General features: G+C 60.3%; 15 protein-coding genes. 10 read left to right on the top strand and 5 right to left on the bottom strand.

Going from position 1 to position 16,367, the window contains the following annotated elements:
• The first annotated feature begins 152 nt into the window (after window positions 1-152).
• The 10 genes from AC07VR_RS16715 to AC07VR_RS16670 all read left to right on the top strand — a co-directional run bounded on the left by AC07VR_RS16715 (window position 153) and on the right by AC07VR_RS16670 (window position 13,442).
• Entirely contained in the window at window positions 153-509 is a 357-nt protein-coding gene (locus AC07VR_RS16715) for a hypothetical protein (RefSeq protein WP_494991484.1), read from the top strand.
• A gap of 293 nt (window positions 510-802) precedes the next feature.
• Window positions 803-1,762: an AAA family ATPase gene (locus AC07VR_RS16710; RefSeq protein WP_494991483.1), complete on the top strand. Its 960-nt coding sequence runs from the start codon at window positions 803-805 to the stop codon at window positions 1,760-1,762.
• A gap of 5 nt (window positions 1,763-1,767) precedes the next feature.
• On the top strand, window positions 1,768-2,712 hold the full coding sequence (locus tag AC07VR_RS16705) for a DUF58 domain-containing protein (RefSeq protein ID WP_495011878.1): 945 nt from the start codon (window positions 1,768-1,770) through the stop codon (window positions 2,710-2,712).
• Window positions 2,709-3,203, top strand: coding sequence for a DUF4381 domain-containing protein (locus AC07VR_RS16700; RefSeq protein ID WP_494991481.1), 495 nt, complete (start codon window positions 2,709-2,711; stop codon window positions 3,201-3,203). The genes AC07VR_RS16705 and AC07VR_RS16700 overlap by 4 nt, the downstream gene beginning before the upstream one ends.
• Window positions 3,196-4,272: a vWA domain-containing protein gene (locus tag AC07VR_RS16695; RefSeq protein WP_494991480.1), complete on the top strand. Its 1,077-nt coding sequence runs from the start codon at window positions 3,196-3,198 to the stop codon at window positions 4,270-4,272. Before AC07VR_RS16700 ends, AC07VR_RS16695 begins: the two co-directional genes overlap by 8 nt.
• Window positions 4,269-6,008 (top strand): vWA domain-containing protein, encoded by a 1,740-nt coding sequence (locus AC07VR_RS16690; protein WP_494991479.1) that lies wholly within the window; start codon window positions 4,269-4,271, stop codon window positions 6,006-6,008. The genes AC07VR_RS16695 and AC07VR_RS16690 overlap by 4 nt, the downstream gene beginning before the upstream one ends.
• On the top strand, window positions 6,005-7,645 hold the full coding sequence (locus AC07VR_RS16685) for a BatD family protein (RefSeq protein WP_495011877.1): 1,641 nt from the start codon (window positions 6,005-6,007) through the stop codon (window positions 7,643-7,645). The genes AC07VR_RS16690 and AC07VR_RS16685 overlap by 4 nt, the downstream gene beginning before the upstream one ends.
• Before the next feature lie 294 nt (window positions 7,646-7,939).
• Window positions 7,940-9,184 (top strand): exonuclease SbcCD subunit D C-terminal domain-containing protein, encoded by a 1,245-nt coding sequence (locus AC07VR_RS16680; protein WP_495011876.1) that lies wholly within the window; start codon window positions 7,940-7,942, stop codon window positions 9,182-9,184.
• Window positions 9,181-12,822, top strand: a complete 3,642-nt coding sequence (locus AC07VR_RS16675; RefSeq protein ID WP_495011875.1) for an AAA family ATPase — start codon at window positions 9,181-9,183, stop codon at window positions 12,820-12,822. The genes AC07VR_RS16680 and AC07VR_RS16675 overlap by 4 nt, the downstream gene beginning before the upstream one ends.
• Window positions 12,819-13,442 carry a glutathione S-transferase gene (locus AC07VR_RS16670; protein ID WP_495011874.1) on the top strand — a complete coding sequence of 208 codons (624 nt, stop codon included), beginning with the start codon at window positions 12,819-12,821 and terminating at the stop codon, window positions 13,440-13,442. Before AC07VR_RS16675 ends, AC07VR_RS16670 begins: the two co-directional genes overlap by 4 nt.
• A gap of 168 nt (window positions 13,443-13,610) precedes the next feature.
• Here the strand turns inward: AC07VR_RS16670 and AC07VR_RS16665 are convergent, their stop codons facing one another.
• The 5 genes from AC07VR_RS16665 to AC07VR_RS16645 form a co-directional block, all read right to left on the bottom strand.
• On the bottom strand, window positions 13,611-13,883 hold the full coding sequence (locus AC07VR_RS16665; protein WP_495011873.1) for a hypothetical protein: 273 nt from the start codon (window positions 13,881-13,883) through the stop codon (window positions 13,611-13,613).
• The gene (locus AC07VR_RS16660) at window positions 13,880-14,092 is read right to left on the bottom strand and encodes a hypothetical protein (RefSeq protein ID WP_495011872.1); all 213 of its coding nucleotides are present in this window, start codon (window positions 14,090-14,092) and stop codon (window positions 13,880-13,882) included. Before AC07VR_RS16660 ends, AC07VR_RS16665 begins: the two co-directional genes overlap by 4 nt.
• 456 nt (window positions 14,093-14,548) lie before the next feature.
• On the bottom strand, window positions 14,549-14,728 hold the full coding sequence (locus AC07VR_RS16655; protein WP_494991471.1) for a hypothetical protein: 180 nt from the start codon (window positions 14,726-14,728) through the stop codon (window positions 14,549-14,551).
• Between the two features lie 157 nt (window positions 14,729-14,885).
• Window positions 14,886-16,061 carry a lactonase family protein gene (locus tag AC07VR_RS16650; RefSeq protein ID WP_495011871.1) on the bottom strand — a complete coding sequence of 392 codons (1,176 nt, stop codon included), beginning with the start codon at window positions 16,059-16,061 and terminating at the stop codon, window positions 14,886-14,888.
• Window positions 16,048-16,341, bottom strand: a complete 294-nt coding sequence (locus AC07VR_RS16645; RefSeq protein ID WP_494991469.1) for a DUF5629 family protein — start codon at window positions 16,339-16,341, stop codon at window positions 16,048-16,050. Before AC07VR_RS16645 ends, AC07VR_RS16650 begins: the two co-directional genes overlap by 14 nt.
• Window positions 16,342-16,367 lie beyond the last annotated feature (26 nt).

Genomic DNA, 16,367 nt, shown 5'->3' with positions numbered 1-16,367 from the left:
GGTTTTACAGTACATCCGTACCAGAAGTGACCGATAAGACTCACTCCGTTCATAGCACAGGCTCTGACACACAAGTCAGCAGAAAATTCTTCGGGCTGGCAGAATTAGACTTTGCTTGCTTTCACAGCGCCCCCAGAGCCAGGAACCGCCCCATGCAACTGACCACCGCCCATTTGATCGCCAACCCCTGCGACGACGAAGAAGACAACATGGCAATGCTCTGCTGCCATAGTGACAAGGGCGAGATGTTCCTGATGACTCGCTACCCCGACGAGGATGAAGTCGAGCTCACCCTCGATGGCGAACCTTCCACACTCGATGGTTTGAAAGTCACCCTCAGCGCCGATCGCCTGCTGATCGAAATCGGCGCCGCCGATGCCGATGTGCTCAATGGCGACGACCATCTGGAAATCCATCACAGCACCGCAGCGATGGACTTGCCCGAGGTTGAAGAAACCCTGCAAAACATCCTCAAAGGTACCGGCACCTATATAAGCCAGCTCGCCTGAGCCTTTGGCAAAAAGCGCAAGAATGATCGTTCCCACGCTCTGCGTGGGAATGCATCCCGTGACGCTCCGCGTCACAGCTTCAGAAGCGGACGCAGAGCGTCCATGGCGGCATTCCCACGCAGAGCGTGGGAAAGATCTCCTTATACGCGCAAAAAAACCTCCATAACCCCCACAAATCCCGAAAAATCCCCGATCGCCGTTAGTCGCCACCCCCCGCTATGGATTAAAGTAACGCCCCCAAGCCAGAGCGTTATTCGAACGCCTTCGGTCACCCTTTCCAGGAACAGTCATAGATGGAACATCGTGAAGCGCTGCTAGCGCTGCGAACCTTTCTTTCAACGCAGATTCTAGGCCAGGAAAAACTCATCGAGCGCTTGCTCATTGCCCTGCTCGCTGACGGCCATTTGCTGGTCGAAGGGGCCCCTGGTCTGGCCAAGACCAAGGCCATCAAAGAGCTGGCCGAAGGTATTGAAGCGCAGTTCCATCGTATCCAGTTCACCCCCGACCTGCTCCCCGCCGACATCACCGGCACCGAGATCTATCGCCCGGAAACCGGTAGCTTCGTATTCCAGCAAGGGCCGATTTTCCATAACCTGGTGCTGGCCGACGAAATCAACCGCGCCCCGGCCAAGGTCCAGTCGGCCTTGCTCGAAGCCATGGGCGAGCGGCAAGTCAGCGTCGGCCGCAGCACCTATGAGCTGTCGCCGCTGTTTCTGGTGATGGCAACCCAGAACCCCATCGAGCAGGAAGGCACCTATCCGCTGCCCGAGGCTCAGCTCGATCGTTTCCTGATGCACGTCAAAATCGGCTTTCCAGACGCTACCGTCGAGCGGCGCATTCTGCAGCAGGCTCGCGGCGAAGCCCTCAACGGCGAAATCAAACCCGAGCGCCGCGTCAGCCAGCAGGCAATCTTCGCCGCGCGTAAGGAGATCCTCGGTTTGTACATGGCCGATGCCGTGGAGGAATACCTGGTGCAACTGGTCATGGCCACCCGCACCCCGGCCAAGTTCGATCCGGAAATGGCCGAGTGGATCGCCTACGGCGCCAGCCCGCGAGGCTCGATTGCCCTCGATCGATGCGCCCGGGCCCATGCCTGGCTGGCCGGTCGCGACTTCGTCAGCCCGGAAGATATCCAGGCCGTGCTGTTCGACGTATTGCGCCACCGCATTATTCTTTCCTTTGAAGCCGAAGCCGCGGGCATCGACCAGGACCGGGTGGTCCAGCGGATTCTTGACGTTGTAGCCGTCGCTTGACCCCTATGACCCACCCAATTCACGAACCGGGCATTCGCGTCAGCCTCGCCGAGCTGATCAAGATGCGCCATCGCGTGCGTGAAGTGCAGTTGTTTTCAACGCCCAACCAGCGCAGCCCGCTGATTGGCCTGCACCACTCGAAACTGCGCGGACGCGGTGTGGACTTCGATCAAGTGCGGGTCTATCAGGCCGGCGACGACGTGCGGACCATCGACTGGCGCGTTACTGCACGCACCCAGGAGCCCCACACCAAGCTGTTCCATGAAGAACGCGAACGGCCGATTTTCATCATGGTGGAACAAAGCCGCCGGTTGTTCTTTGGTTCCGGCCTGATGTTCAAATCGGTACTCGCCGCCCAGGCCGCGAGCTTGATCGGCTGGGCGGCGCTGGGTCACAACGACCGGGTCGGCGGGCTGGTGTTCGGTGATAACGAGCACTACGAGATCAAGCCGCGACGCAGCAAGCAAAGCCTGCTGCAGTTGCTCAACCGCCTGGTACGGGTCAATCAGTCGCTGCGCACCGACGGCGAGCCAGACCGTGATACCTTCGGTATAGCCCTGCGCCGCGCCCGGGAGGTGTTGCGCCCGGGCAGTCTGGGGATCGTGATCTGCGATGAACGCGCCTTGTCGGATGCCGCCGAGCAACAACTGAGCCTGCTGTCACGGCATTGCGACCTGTTGTTGCTGCCATTATCCGATCCGCTGGACCATGCCCTGCCCGCCGCCGGTCTGCTGCGCTTCGCCGAGCGTGGCGCACAACTGGAACTGGACACGCTCAACTACGACTTGCGCCAGGCCTATCGCGCTCAAGGCGAAGCGCGCATTGCCCGCTGGGAGTTGCTTGCACAAAAACTGCGGGTACCATTGATGCCCTTGAGCACCCAAAGCGAAATGGTCGAGCAATTGCGCGAGTACCTGAATCCACAGCTACGTCCGGGAAAAGCCAAGTGAGCAGCCTGGAACAATTACAGCCCTTGATCACCCCGCCGCCTGTTGGCTTCTGGCCGCCTGCGCCAGGCTGGTGGCTGCTGTTGATTCTGTTGCCGCTGATCGGTTTCGGCCTTTGGACGCTGCGCCGCTTTCTACCGAAAAAACGCCCTGTGGCCCGCGCCGAGCAACCGCTCGACCCCGTGCGACTGGCGGCTCTGGCCGAACTGGCGCAGATGCCAAAACCCTATGACGGCGCGCCAGCAGGCGCCTGGCTGCAGCAGCTTAACGGGCTGCTCAAACGCCTGTGCCGCAACCATTATCCCTACAGCCAAAGCCATACCCTCAATGGCCGCAAATGGCTGGCGTTTCTCGACAATCGCTGCCCCGCTGCCGGCTTGACCCGCTGGATGGTGCTGGTCGAAGGCGCCTACAAGCCCGAATGCAAACTCGATGACAAGGCCATCGCCGGCCTGACCCAAGCGGTCGACACCTGGATTCGTAAACATGTTTGAGTTCGCCTGGCCGTGGATCTTCGTCCTGCTGCCGTTACCCTGGCTGCTGCGGATGTTGCTGCCGGTGGCAGACAGCGGCGAACCGGCACTCAAAGTCAGTTTCCTCAACGATCTCGAAGGCCTGGCCCGACGTCGCGCCCGGGCTAACCTTCCGGCCTGGCGCCAGCAGGCTCCGTTCATTTTACTCTGGCTGCTGTTGCTGATCGCCGCTGCCCGTCCGCACTGGCTGGGCGAGCCGTTACCAATTGCCGCCAGTGGCCGCGATCTGTTGGTGGCAGTGGATGTCTCTGGTTCCATGGACTTTCCCGACATGCAGTGGCAGGACGAAGACGTCAGCCGCCTGACGCTGGTCAAGCGCCTGCTCGGCGACTTCCTCGAAGGCCGCGAAGGCGATCGCGTCGGCTTGATTCTGTTCGGCAGTCAGGCCTATCTGCAGGCACCACTGACATTTGACCGACGTACGGTGCGGATCTGGCTCGACGAAGCGCGAATCGGTATCGCCGGCAAGAACACCGCCATCGGTGATGCCATCGGCCTGGCCCTCAAACGCCTGCGTCAACGTCCAGCGCAAAGCCGGGTACTGATCCTGGTCACCGATGGCGCGAACAATGCTGGCCAGATCGCCCCGATCACCGCTGCGCGGTTGGCCGCCGAAGAAGGCGTGACCATTTACCCGATTGGCATCGGCGCCGATCCGGAGCAAAGCGGCACGCTGGGCTTTCTGGGGCTGAACCCCAGCCTGGACCTTGACGAGCCTGCCCTGAAGGAAATAGCCGAGGTCACCGGTGGACGCTATTTCCGCGCCCGCGATGGCGAAGAGTTGCGAGCGATCAAAGAAACCCTCGATCGGCTTGAACCTGTTGCACAACAACCGACCCAGGCCCGCCCGGCCCAGGCGTTATACAACTGGCCGCTGGCCGCGGCGTTGCTGCTGAGCATGCTGCTGGTGATCCGCCAGCGTTGGCCGGACAACCCGGTGCAGCGTTTATTCACCAAGGAGATTTTCCTGCACCAACACCCTGAATGGCGCCAGCGACTCAAGCGCCTGCGTCTGCGGAGGCGCCGATGATCGCGCTCTGGCCGCACTGGTTCCGTCCCTGGTGGCTGCTACTGTTGCCGCTGCTGGGATGGTTGCTGTGGCAACTCTGGCATCGACAAAAACGCGCCGGACGCTGGCAGGTGATTCTGCCCCCTGCGTTTCACGCGACATTGCTCAGCGGTGGCAGGGGCCATGAGAGCAAATTGCCATGGGTCGCCCTCGGCCTGGCCTGGACCCTGGCGGTATTGGCGCTGCTCGGCCCGAGCTGGCAGCGGGTTGAACAGACCAGCCAAAAGCCGGCCGACCCGCTGGTGGTATTGCTCGAACTGACCCCGGAAATGCTTGCCACGGACGTTTCGCCGAACCGCCTGGAGCAGGCCCGACGCAAGCTGTTGGACCTGCTGCAAAACCGCAGCGATGCGCAAACCGCGATTGTCGTCTACTCAGGCAGCGCTCACACCCTGGTGCCGTTGTCGGATGATCTGGCCACGAGCCGCAACCTGCTGGAAGCGCTGAAACCGTCGATCATGCCCCAGATAGGTCATCGCGCCGATCTGGCGGTGAAAAAAGCCTTGACCCTGCTTGATCGCGGCACCCTCGGTCAGGGCCGGATATTGCTCATCGGTTCATCCCTCACCGAGCAGGAACGCCAAGGGATTCGTCAGGCACTCAGCGGCCAGGCACCAGAGTTTTCGATATTGGGTATCGGCAGCCGCGCAGGTGCGCCGGTCGCTCAGGAAGGCGGCAGTTTCCTCAAGGATGCCCAAGGCGCAATTCTCGTCGCGCGGCTGGATGGAGCAAGCCTCAAGGCCTTTGCCAATGAGCTGGGCGGTCGCTATCGGCAGGCACGGCTGGACGATAACGATCTGCGCGGCCTTGGCCTGTTCAACGGCCCGCAAAGCTTGCGCAATCAAGGCCAGACCCTGCACCTGGATACCTGGGCCGATCAAGGCTATTGGCTGTTGCTGCCATTGCTGCTGCTCGCTGCCTGTGCCGGACGACGGGGCTGGCTGTTTTGCCTGCCATTGCTGTTCATGCTGCCGCAGCCGGGTTACGCCTTCGAGTTCAACGACCTCTGGCTGCGCCCGGATCAACAGGGCCAGCATTTGCTTGAGCAACAACGCCCGGCCGATGCCGCCCGGCATTTTGAAGACCCACAATGGCAAGGTTTCGCGCTCTATGAAGCCGGCAATTATGCCGCTGCCGCCCAGCGTTTCGCTGAAGGCAACGACGCCCGCGCCCATTACAATCGTGGCAACGCACTGGCCAAAAGCGGTGAGCTGGAAGCTGCGCTGGATGCCTACGAACAGGCACTGGAGCGCCAGCCGGATTTGCAGCCAGCACTGAGTAACAAAGCCCTGGTGGAAAGTCTGCTTAAACAGAAACAGCCACCGGCGCAGAGCGAACCGAACAAGACCGAAGGATCTGACGCCGAGCAAGCCACGCAAAACCCGCCACCCGGCGCGGCGACGCCGCCCCCGACCAGCGGTGAACAGAAAACCGAGACGCAGAACCCGTCGTCGACCAGCGAACCTCAGGCACACGGCACACCGCAACCGGGCAATAATGAAGTGCCGGGCAGCGAGCTGGGCGACGAACACACCACCACGCCGCCCATCAGATCGGCCGAAAACAACTTCGACGATGAGCGCCGACAAGCGCTGGAACAATGGCTGCGACAAATTCCGGACAACCCGAGCGAACTGCTCAGACGCAAATTCTGGTACGAACAGCAACAACATCAGGATCAGGGAAAAATTCGATGACCCGCTTCACCGCCCTCTTGCTCGCACTCCTTCTCTGGACCTGTCAGGCCCTGGCTGCAGGGCTGGTCGCCAGCGTAGATCGCAGCCGTTTGAACTCTGGAGAAACCATTGAACTGACCCTCGAATCCAGCGATGCAACGCTGTTCGGCAAACCCGACCTGACTCCGCTGGATGCTCTGTTCGAAGTCCGCGGCACCCGCCAGATCAACCAACCCACCACCTTGGGCGGTGACAACCGTGCCACCACCCGCTGGATTATCACCCTGCTGCCCAGACACAACGGCACCGTGGAGATCCCGTCGTTGCAACTGGGGGAATTCAAAAGCCAGCCGATCAGCCTGCAGGTGATCGAAAGCGAAACCCAGGACAGTGCCAACAAACTGGCGCCGGTGTTCATCGATGCCAGCCTCGATCAGGACAGCGTCTATGTGCAGGCCCAGGCGATCCTGACCCTGCGCATCTACCACTCGGTGTCACTGTATGACGACAGCAGCCTGACACCCTTGCAAATTCCCGATGCGCGAATCGAACAGCTGGGTGAGTCGCGCACCTACGAAAAAGTCATCAACGGCCTGCGCCATGGCGTGATCGAAATGCGTTACGCGATCTTTGCGCAACACAGCGGCGAGCTGAAGATTCCAGCGCAGATATTCAGCGCAACCCTGGTCGACGCTCAACCATCCCAGGACCCGGCACCCCAGGGTCCGAAACAAGGCAAACTGATACGCGTCAGCTCCACCGAGATCCCGCTGACGGTCAAAGCCAAACCTCTCGACTATCCGGCCGACGTACCCTGGCTGCCGGCACGCAGCCTGAGCCTGAGCGAAAGCTGGAGCCCGGAGCCGGATCACAGCCAGGTCGGCGACTCTCTGACCCGCAGCCTGACGATCAAGGCTGAAGGCCTGTCCAGCTCACAACTTGCACCCCTGCCCACCACCGATGTCAACGGCCTGCGCCGTTACCCGGACCAACCGATACTGAGCAACAAGAGCGGCGAGCGTGGCCTGATCGGCAGTCGCGAAGACCGCGACGCTCTGGTGCCGACCCGCAGCGGCGCAATCGAGCTGCCAGCGGTGGAAGTGGTCTGGTGGAACACCTTTGAGGATCACCTGGAACGCAGCAGCCTGCCGGCCCACACTCTGCAAGTGGCGAACAACCCGAGCCTGGTGGTCGACACCCCCGCCAGCAACACACCGACCGGCTCATCGACTGACTACGCAGAACTTCGACGCTGGCAGCTCAGCACCCTTATTCTGGCCTGCACCACCCTGCTCGGCTTCGGTCTCTGGTGGCGCGCCCGTTGGCAACCGGCGATCCTGCGCACGGCGCAGACAGGCCCAAGCCCGCGCACCCTGCTCGACGATATCAAACGCGCGAGCCTGGCCAACGACCCGCAAGCAACCCGACAAGCGTTGGACGCCTGGGCCCGGCAACAACCGGAAACCCTGGCCGATATGGCCGCCCGCTACGTGCCGCTGTCCGATGCACTGGACGGCCTGAACGGGGCGCTCTACAGCGAAACCGGCCAACACTGGCAAGGCGAGGAGCTGTGGCGGGTGATCCGCGCCATCCCGATCACCGAACGCGTTCAGGACCCGGTTGGCGACAGCGGCCTGCCGCCGCTTTATCCGAAATAGTGGAGAGTAATTTCTGGCTCCGCATTTTTCCCGTAGCAGCTGCCGAAGGCTGCGTTCGAGCGCGAAGCGGTCGTAAAGTCAGGCACTGCGGTTTTACAGGTTAACCGTGGACACATGATTTACGACTGCTTCGCCCGAACGCGGACCGAGCCGAACGCAGCCTTCGGCAGCTGCTACGGGTCGCGCGAATCCACATCAACCGCGCTCTTACAGTTTTTTGCCAGTAAACTCTTTGCCCTTTCGCCGCTATCATTTTTCCCGCGGCCACACCTCATTTTTCAAGCGGAGTTTGCCTTGCGTCTGTTTCACACCTCCGACTGGCACCTTGGGCAGAACCTGCACGGCCAGGAACGCGACTTTGAACACGCCTGCTTTCTCGACTGGCTGCTTCGCCAGCTTGGTCTGGAGAAGCCCGATGTCCTGCTGATCGCCGGCGACATCTTCGACACGGTCAACCCGCCGGTCAAAGCCCAGGAACGCCTTTACGACTTCATTGTCAGCGCCCACGAGCAACAGCCATTGCTGACCATCGTGATGATCGCCGGCAACCACGATTCCGGCTCGCGCATCGAGCTGCCCGCGTCCTTGATGCGGCGCCTGCGCACTCACGCGCTGGGGCGGGTGTTGTGGCTCGATGACGGCCAACTGGATGCCGAGCGCCTGCTGATCCCTTTGCCCGATGCAACCGGAGAAATCGCCGGCTGGTGCCTGGCGCTCCCGTTTTTGCGTCCGGCAGAAGTCACCGGCGCGCATTTGGGTGACGACTACCTGCGCGGCATCGGCCAGGTTCATGAATGGCTGATCGCCGCCGCCAACGCCAAACGCCAACCGGGGCAGGCGCTGATCGCCATCAGCCATGCGCACCTGGCCGGCGGTTCGGTTTCGCAAGACTCCGAGCGCAGCCTGATCATCGGCAACGCCGAAGCGTTGCCCGCCAGTCTGTTCGGGCCGAGCATCAGCTATGTCGCCCTCGGCCATTTGCACAAACCGCAAAAGGTCAACGGTGAGGAACGCATTCGCTACAGCGGTTCGCCGATTCCACTGTCATTTTCCGAGATTGGTTATCAGCATCAGATTCTCGACATCGAACTGGCAGGTGAAACCCTGCTCAGTGTCGAACCCCGGCTGATCCCCCGTGCCGTCAACCTGCAACGCCTGGGCCCTGCGCCATTGGCCGAGATATTGAGCCAGCTGCAAGACCTGCCGAATATCGACCTGCTGGCCGATATCCAGCGCCAACCCTGGCTGGAGGTGCGGGTTCGCCTCGACGAGCCGCAGCCGGACCTGCGCCAGCAAGTGGAAACAGCGCTGCAAGGCAAAGCCGTGCGCCTGGTACGAATCGCCGCCGAATACGCCGGCAATGGTGACCGTGAAGGCGCCGATGAAGGCACTCAGCTGATCGAGCTGGACCAACTCACGCCCCAGGAACTGTTCAGCCGAGCCTGGATGGACAGCTATGGCAGCGAGGTCGACGAACAGACCCTCAACGACTTCGCCGTGCTGTTGCAAGACGTTCAACTGGAGAGCGAACAGCCATGAAAATCCTCGCGATCCGTTTGAAAAACCTCGCCTCGCTGGCCGGCCCCTTTGAAATCGACTTCACCGCCGAGCCCTTGGCCAGCGCCGGCTTGTTCGCCATCACCGGGCCTACCGGCGCCGGCAAAAGCACCTTGCTCGATGCCTTGTGCCTGGCGCTGTTTGGTGCAGTGCCGCGACTCAACAACACCGGGCGCGACGCCAAAGTGCCGGATGCGGACGGTGAAATTGCCACGGGCGATCCGCGTACGCTGTTGCGTCGTGGCACCGGTGACGGTTATGCCGAGGTGGACTTTCTCGGTATCGACGGTCGTCGCTATCGCGCACGCTGGGAAGCCAACCGGGCGCGGGAAAAAGCCAATGGCAAACTGCAAGCCAGCCGCCAAAGCCTGCGCGACCTGGACACCGATCAACTGCTGGCCAGCCAGAAAGGCGAGTACAAAACCCGGCTCGAAGCGGTGCTGGGCCTGAATTTCGAACAGTTCACCCGCGCGGTGATGCTTGCACAGAGTGAGTTCAGCGCCTTCCTCAAGGCTGATGACAACGACCGCAGCGAGTTGCTGGAAAAACTCACCGACACAGCCCTCTACACTCGCCTCGGCAAGCGCGCCTTCGATAAAAGCAAAGACGCCCGCGAAGCCCACAAGCTGTTGCAAGACCAGGCCACCGGTGTCACGCCGCTGGAGCCCAACGCGCGCGCCGAGCTCGATCAGCGTTTCAATGACGCTCAACAGCAACTCAAGACGCAACAGGCGCAACTCAAACAACTTGAGTTGCAGCACACCTGGCTCAAGGAACTGCGCCAGTTGCAAGACGAGCAGCAGAGCGCCGCCGAGCAACTACAGCAAGCCCAACAGCATTGGGACGGTCAGGCCAGCGAGCGCCTGAATCTGACCCGCCTGGAGCAACTGGCGCCGCAGCGGCATCAGTTTGCCCGCCAGACAGAACTCACCGCCCTGTTCAATCCGCTGGCGGTACAAATTCAGCAACACAGCCAGCAGCAGCTTGATCTGCAAACCCGTCAGGGCCAGCTCGAACAAAGCCTGCTGGATGCTCAGACCGCCCTGGCCGACACACAAGCCCGACAAACCGCTGGCGCGCCACTGCTACGTCAAGCATTTGAAGAACAAAGCACCCTCGTGCGCCTGACCAAGGATCTGGGCCAAGGTGCAGCGCTCAAGCAACAAACGGAGCTGGCCTGCACCCAAGGGCAAAGCGCAATCCAGGCCATGTTCGAGCAACAACGTCTGGTCGCCGAGCGCCTGACTAAAATCGCCGAACAACTTGAACACAGCGCGTCTCTGGCACCGCTGGGCGAAGCCTGGAATGCCTACCGCGATCGTCTGCAACAGTTGGTGCTAGTCGGTAATCGTCTGAATCAGGGGCAGGCCGAACTGCCTCAACTGGAACATCGCGCCGCCACCGCCGCGCAGCAACTGGGCGAGCAACGCAAACAGCTCGAACTGCTCTACCGCGAAGCCGCCGCCGAGCCTGAAGCGGTGGCCGAGCAGATCCGGATTCTCGGCAGCCTGTTACAAGACAACCGTAAGCAGCAGCGAGCCTTCGAAGAGCTGGCGCGGTTGTGGGCCAGCCAGCAACAAATGGATCAGCGAGCGCTGGAACTGCAACAGCGCCAGCACAGCGCGCAACAAGAACGCGAGCGCCTGACCCACGACGGAGTTCAGGCCAAGGCCGAGCTGACGGTTGCCGAGCAAACCCTGAACGTCACTCTCCAACTGCTGGAGCGTCAGCGCCTGGCTCGCAGTGCCAGCGTCGAAGATCTGCGCGAGCAGTTGCAGGACGACCAGCCCTGTCCGGTCTGTGGCAGTCACGAACATCCTTACCATCAGCCTGAAGCCCTGCTGCAAAGCCTGGGTCGTCACGACGAAGGCGAAGAAGCCAATGCGCGCAAAGCTGTCGATACGCTGAAGGCAAAGCTCGATGAGTTGCGTTCCGACGTCGGCGGCGTTATCGCCCGGCAAAAGGAACTGCTGCAACAGCTGGAGCAGCTCGCCCCCCAGCAACAAGCGCTGGCCCTGAGCCTGGAAGCGCACCCGCTGTGGGGGCAACTATTGGCCCAGGACACCGGCAAGCACGATGCCTGGCTCAATCAGCAAACCAGCCAGCTGAACCAGAGCATCGCCCAGGATGAACAGCGCCAGAATGCGCTGCTGACCTTGCAGCAAGACGCCGCACGCCTCCAGCAACAGCTACGCACCGCTGAGGAGGCCAGCCAGCAGGCTGCCCAACAATTAGCGGAACAACAACGGCAACTGGCCGCAGACCGCCAGCGCCTGGAGGAAGAGCTGTCAGCTTTCAGCACCCTGCTCCCGCCCGATACGCTAGAAGGTTTGCGCCGGCAGCCAGCCGCGACCTTCATGCAGCTCGATCAGCAGATTGCCCAACGCCTGGAGCACCTTGAGCAGCAGCGCGACGAGCTCAGCGAACAGCAGCAGCGTCAGCAGTCGCTGGATAAGGAACAGGATCGTCAGCAACTGCGCACGCAGCAATCCGATGCCGCGCAACAGCAGTTCACCGCCCTCGCCGATCAGCAGCAAGCCTGTCAGCAAAAACTGCGTGGGCTACTGGGTGAACACGCCAATGCCGAGCAATGGCAGCAGCAACTGGATCAGGCCGTCGAACAGGCACGCAACGCCCAGACAATGGCCGACCAGGCGCTGCAAGAAACCCGTAGCCAACTGATCCAGCACGGCGCGGACCTGAAGGCCAAGCAAGAGCGCTTGCACTCCCTTGAGCTAGAGAGCCGAGAGTTGAGCAGCAAAATCGCCGACTGGCGCCAGCGGCATCCCGAGCTGGACGACGGCGGTCTGGAACAGTTGCTGGCCTTCGACGACGAGCAGATCAGCCAGTTGCGCCAGCAGTTGCAACACAGCGAAAAAACCATCGAACAAGCCAAAGTTCTACTGCATGAACGCGAACAGCGCCTGCACCACCACCAGGCGCAGCACAATGGCAACCTCGATGCCGAACAGCTGGCCAGCGCCCTGAGCGAACTGCAAAGCCAGTTCACCGCCACTGAACAACTCAGCGCCGAACTGCGTGCCCGGCAAGCCGAAGACCAACGCCGGCAGAACGCCAATCAGGTACTGGCGCAACGCATCGCCCAGGCCTACAGCGAATGGCAGCGCTGGGCACGGCTGAATGCCTTGATCGGCTCGGCCACCGGTGACACCTTTCGCAAGATCGCTCAGGCCTACAACCTTGACCTGCTGGTGCATCATGCCAACGCGCAATTACGTCAACTGGTGCGCCGCTATCGCCTGAAGCGCGGCGGCAGCATGCTCGGTCTATTGGTGATGGATACTGAAATGGGTGACGAACTGCGCTCGGTGCATTCGTTGTCCGGTGGCGAGACGTTCCTGGTCTCCCTGGCGCTCGCCCTGGGCCTGGCGTCGATGGCCTCCAGCACGCTGAAAATCGAATCGCTGTTTATCGATGAAGGGTTCGGCAGTCTTGATCCTGAGTCGCTGCAACTGGCGATGGATGCACTCGACGGTCTGCAGGCGCAAGGGCGCAAGGTCGCGGTGATTTCCCACGTGCAGGAAATGCACGAGCGAATCCCGGTGCAGATTCAGGTCCGCCGCCAAGGCAACGGCCTGAGCACACTGGAGGTGAAATGAGTACGCCGACCCTCTATTCCTTCCGTCGCTGCCCGTATGCGATGCGTGCGCGCATGGCACTGCGTTATTCAGGTGTGAGCGTGAACATTGTCGAGGTCAGCCTGAAAGCCAAGCCTGCCGAAATGCTCCTGCTGTCCAGTAAAGGGACGGTGCCGGTGTTGAACGTTAATGGCCGGGTAATCGAAGAAAGCCTGGAGATCATGCGCTGGGCGCTGGAACACCATGATCCGCAGGATTGGCGGCTCAAGGACGACCTCGCGGCAGAGCAAGCGAGCGCCGCGCTGATCGAAGAGAACGATCAGGTGTTCAAGCGCTATCTGGATCGCTACAAGTACGCCGATCGCTATCCGGAGCAGCCAATGGAGCATTACCGCGCGCAAGGCGCCGTTTTTTTACAGAAGCTCGATGACCTCTTGCACAAGCATGTCTATCTGGCAGCCGATCACTTGAGCCTCGCGGACATCGCCCTGGCGCCGTTCTTGCGGCAGTTTGCTCATGTCGATCAGCACTGGTTCGCACAGACGCCGTATCGGCATTTGCAGGCATGGTTGCAGCGATTTCTGGAGTCAGAGTTGTTTATCGGGGTGATGGCCAAAGAAGCTGCGCCACAAAACCCGTAGCAGTTGCCGAAGGCTGCGTCCGGCTCGGTCCGCGTTCGGGCGAAGCAGTCGTAAATCGGCATCCCGGCTCATCCAGAAAAATTGCGGTCAATCATTCTACGACCGCTGCGCGACCGGACGCAGCCTGGCGGCAGCTGCTACAGAAGGTTCGTCGCTCCTGATATCGGCTTAAGCCACCACAGGCTCGGCAAACACACTGCACATTTGCAACGCCGAGCAATCCACTTTGAACGGGCCGAAAAATGCGGCTTTCGGCTTGATCGGCGGATTACCCGCCAGCAGCCCCAACGCCTTGGCGGTTTGAATGTTGTGGGCGATGTTGTGATTGCATTCGATGGCCCGGGCCAAAGAGCCCGCTGAACCCTGCCCGATCCCCAGCAACGAAGAGCCGTTGGTCAAGAACGCCAGGAAGGCAATGACCCAAAGCTTGCCTCCTTTCATAGCGTCGCCACTCCCACAGTCTGTGCCTGTTCGGCAGTGACGCTTTGTGCGCGATGTTCAAATTGAATGGCTGGGTAAGCCACTTGAATCGGCGCGTCGACCCAGGCTTTAGTCTGTGCCGACAGCGTGACCACGATGATCATGACCACGTACAAACCGATCGCGACGTACGCACCGTGTTTGGCAGAGGTAAGAAGTGTGCTGGCCATGGGATTCTCCGTGGGCATGTTTCAATGCCCACAGATTCGATCAAAAAACCGGCAATGAATAGCGACCTTTATGCATAGTAGCTATCAGCTTTATTGATCTTTAATCCGACGTGTTTTAGTCCTGCAGCAAGCTCATTAACCGCTCGCGCGCAGCGTCCGGCTCGTCTGGAACGGGCTGGGCAGCCGACAAAATGGGGGTGGAATAGAGGAACAGAAGAACCACTGCCAGACGCATAACCATGCTGTCGATCCCTTGGAGAGACTGAGTCAATAAATTAGCGTCAAATTTAAACACATGGCCATGTGATATTACCAAAGGAATTTGCACTCGACGCACAAATCAACAGCACAGCGATTTATGCAGGAGCGACATCACTCTTGGTCCCGGTTGACGAAAATAATCGCCGATCGGAGTAAGTGACTTCGCTCCCGCATAAATTCTTCAATGCCGAGTTTTCAGTGTTGGATCTTGTGATCCAGTGCGGCGTAGAAGTTGGCGCTTTGTTGCAGGTATTTCTGGGTGTAGGTATGGGTGCTGGATTTTCTATCGCTGATCTCAACGCTGGCACTGGCTGGCAAAGCCACGGTAGCCGAGATAGCGGAAGCAGCGATGACGGAGAAGAGATTGAAGTTCATGGCGGTAACCCTCGTGAATTCAGTTGGCTTGCTTGCCCGGGTGGGCCGTGAAGCAAACTTACGCCCGAGGTTCGGCGCGTTGAAATGCTTTGCAGCAGTAGCGAATATCAGCGTCATTAATAGAAGTACGCAGGCCCCGACCTTCGGGGCCTGCGGCCTATTGACGCAGCAGAAACCTGATATTGCTGGGGGAATCGAAAGGCAGTTTTTGTACGGTTTTGCCTAACAAACCAGTCTTGGCGTCCCGCTCCAGCACGACGATATGGTTGCTTTTCTGGTTGGCAATCAACAAGAACTTGCCGCTCGGATCGAGGCTGAATTCGCGCGGATGATCACCTTCTACCGAGCGTCGCTGGATTTCCTTGAGCTCTCCCGTCGCAGGATCAACGGCAAACACCAGCAACTGATTGGCGCTGCCACGGTTGCTGACGTAGAGAAATTTGCCATCCTGCGATGCATGCAGCGCGCCAGCGGCTTTCTCTTGCGCAGGCCGGTTGGCGGCCAGTTCGACCATCTGCCGCTGCACAAGCTTGCCTGCCTGATAATCGAACACCGCTACTTGCGCGCTCATTTCCATCGTCAACCAGGCATGCTTGCCATCACCGCTGAACAGCAAATGCCGCGGCCCGCTGCCCGGTGGCAATTGCACCGAAGCTGGCGTAGCGGCGGTCAACGGCTGCTCGGGGCTGGCTTTGGGGTCATAACGGTAGACAAAGATCTTGTCCGCCCCCAGGTCACTGGCAAACACAAACTGACCGTCCGGCGATGACACCGCCGAATGCACATGGGCTGACATCTGCCGTTCAGGATTGACCCGACTGGACGGATGACTGCTGAGTTGCACCGGCGGTGCCAGCTTGCCATCAGCCGCCACAGGTAAGACCGCGAGGCTGCCACCCGGATCTTCCAGCACCGAATAGTTACTGACGAACAGGTAGCGCCCGTCGGCACTCAGACTGGAGTGAGTCGGCTCATTGCCCAGGGAATTGACCTGATTGATCAGGTTTAGCTGATGGTTCTTCGGCTCAATAGAAAAACTGCTGACACGGCCGACCGGATCGCTCTGACCGGGGCCGTTCTCGTTGACCACAAACAGTCGCTGCTGATCCTTGGACAGGGTCAACCAGGACGGGTTGGAGCTCTTCACCACCTGCAACGGTTTGGCATCGAGCTGACCTGTGCGACTGTCGAACTGCAGGCGATATAGGCCCTGGCTCTGGCCCTGGGTGTAGGAACCGACCAACAGCTCATAGTTATCAACCGGTGCAGCCTGCACGGACATCGCCCCCACACTACCAGCCATCAGCAATGGCCAGAAGTTACGCATCCTCATGCTCATCGTCCTCTTCGTCTCCGGCGCTGAATGCGCTCATGCACACCAGTCGGTGTTCGCCGGAGTCGCCGGTGATGGTCCAGCTTTGCAACGTTTCATCAAAGGTCGCGGCTTGAACCTGGGCCACGCTGAAACTCCAGCGTTTGGCTGCCCGGCCGTCCATGCATTCGATCTGCAACTGGCTGTCATCGAGGGAGAAATCAAAAGCATGCAGCCCGTCGATTTCCAGCATGTCGCAAGTTTGGAGGGCGGTCAGCAAGGTGTTGGTAACGGCAGTCATGGCGATCAATCATCAATTGGAAAGGT

It is taken from the genome of Pseudomonas sp. GW821-FHT02H09, assembly GCF_059421425.1.
This window is presented reverse-complemented; position numbering and strand designations above follow the sequence as displayed.

Coding starts and splice junctions, on each gene's coding strand:
- AC07VR_RS16715 (WP_494991484.1), top strand. CDS start 153: ATGCAACTGACCACCGCCCATTTGATCGCCAACCCCTGCGACGACGAA.
- AC07VR_RS16655 (WP_494991471.1), bottom strand. CDS start 14,728: ATGAACTTCAATCTCTTCTCCGTCATCGCTGCTTCCGCTATCTCGGCT.
- AC07VR_RS16690 (WP_494991479.1), top strand. CDS start 4,269: ATGATCGCGCTCTGGCCGCACTGGTTCCGTCCCTGGTGGCTGCTACTG.
- AC07VR_RS16660 (WP_495011872.1), bottom strand. CDS start 14,092: ATGGCCAGCACACTTCTTACCTCTGCCAAACACGGTGCGTACGTCGCG.
- AC07VR_RS16645 (WP_494991469.1), bottom strand. CDS start 16,341: ATGACTGCCGTTACCAACACCTTGCTGACCGCCCTCCAAACTTGCGAC.
- AC07VR_RS16710 (WP_494991483.1), top strand. CDS start 803: ATGGAACATCGTGAAGCGCTGCTAGCGCTGCGAACCTTTCTTTCAACG.
- AC07VR_RS16665 (WP_495011873.1), bottom strand. CDS start 13,883: ATGAAAGGAGGCAAGCTTTGGGTCATTGCCTTCCTGGCGTTCTTGACC.
- AC07VR_RS16675 (WP_495011875.1), top strand. CDS start 9,181: ATGAAAATCCTCGCGATCCGTTTGAAAAACCTCGCCTCGCTGGCCGGC.
- AC07VR_RS16685 (WP_495011877.1), top strand. CDS start 6,005: ATGACCCGCTTCACCGCCCTCTTGCTCGCACTCCTTCTCTGGACCTGT.
- AC07VR_RS16650 (WP_495011871.1), bottom strand. CDS start 16,061: ATGAGGATGCGTAACTTCTGGCCATTGCTGATGGCTGGTAGTGTGGGG.
- AC07VR_RS16705 (WP_495011878.1), top strand. CDS start 1,768: ATGACCCACCCAATTCACGAACCGGGCATTCGCGTCAGCCTCGCCGAG.
- AC07VR_RS16695 (WP_494991480.1), top strand. CDS start 3,196: ATGTTTGAGTTCGCCTGGCCGTGGATCTTCGTCCTGCTGCCGTTACCC.
- AC07VR_RS16670 (WP_495011874.1), top strand. CDS start 12,819: ATGAGTACGCCGACCCTCTATTCCTTCCGTCGCTGCCCGTATGCGATG.